The sequence below is a fragment of the Pseudomonas sp. AF03-9 genome (genome assembly GCF_020515815.1).
GTDB lineage: Bacteria > Pseudomonadota > Gammaproteobacteria > Pseudomonadales > Pseudomonadaceae > Aquipseudomonas.
The window spans coordinates 1-1,034 of the sequence record NZ_JAHPJF010000056.1 but is presented as its reverse complement, the minus strand read 5'-3'; the positions used below and the strand labels follow the sequence as shown (position 1 = coordinate 1,034).

The 1,034-nt window shown below is 59.0% G+C and carries 1 protein-coding gene; it reads left to right on the top strand.

Going from position 1 to position 1,034, the window contains the following annotated elements; genetic code table 11:
* Positions 1-1,034: ribonucleotide-diphosphate reductase subunit beta (locus LIY36_RS27585; protein WP_226457855.1), on the top strand; the 1,034-nt coding region annotated here is incomplete at both ends.

Here is a 1,034-nt window from a genome sequence, read left to right as displayed (position 1 = left end):
GACAAACTCGACATCGCCGAAGGCCTCGCCGAACTCGAAGGCGCCTCCGCCCGCGTCGCCGTTGACGAAAAGCGCATGATCAACTGCCGCGCCGACCTCAACCAACTCGTACCCTTCAAGTACGACTGGGCCTGGCAGAAGTACCTCGACGGCTGCGCCAACCACTGGATGCCGCAAGAGGTCAACATGACCGCCGACATCGCGCTGTGGAAAACCCCCGAAGGCCTGACCGACGACGAACGTCGCATCGTCATGCGCAACCTGGGTTTCTTCTCCACCGCCGACTCCCTGGTCGCCAACAACCTGGTGCTGGCCGTGTACCGCCTGATCACCAACCCGGAGTGCCGCCAGTACATCCTGCGCCAGGCCTTCGAAGAGGCGATCCACACCCACGCCTACCAGTACTGCATCGAATCGCTGGCCATGGATGAAGGCGAGATCTTCAACATGTACCACGAGATTCCATCGGTCGCGAAGAAAGCCGCCTGGGGCCTGAAGTACACCCGTTCGATCTCCGATCCGAAGTTCGAAACCGGCACCGTCGACACCGACAAGGAACTGCTGCGCAACCTGGTCGCGTACTACTGCGTGCTGGAAGGCATCTTCTTCTACTGCGGCTTCACCCAGATCCTGTCCATGGGCCGCCGCAACAAAATGACCGGCGTGGCCGAGCAGTTCCAGTACATCCTGCGCGACGAGTCGATGCACCTGAACTTCGGCATCGACGTGATCAACCAGATCAAAATCGAAAACCCACACCTGTGGGATGCCGAGATGAAGGAGGAAGCGACCCAGATGATCCTGCAAGGGACCCAACTGGAGATCGAATACGCCCGCGACACCATGCCCCGCGGTGTGTTGGGCATGAACGCCGCGATGATGGAGGACTACCTCAAGTTCATCGCCAACCGTCGTCTGTCGCAGATCGGCTTGAAGGAAGAATACCCAGGCACCACCAACCCGTTCCCGTGGATGAGCGAGATCATGGACTTGAAGAAAGAGAAGAACTTCTTTGAGACCCGTGTGATCGAGTA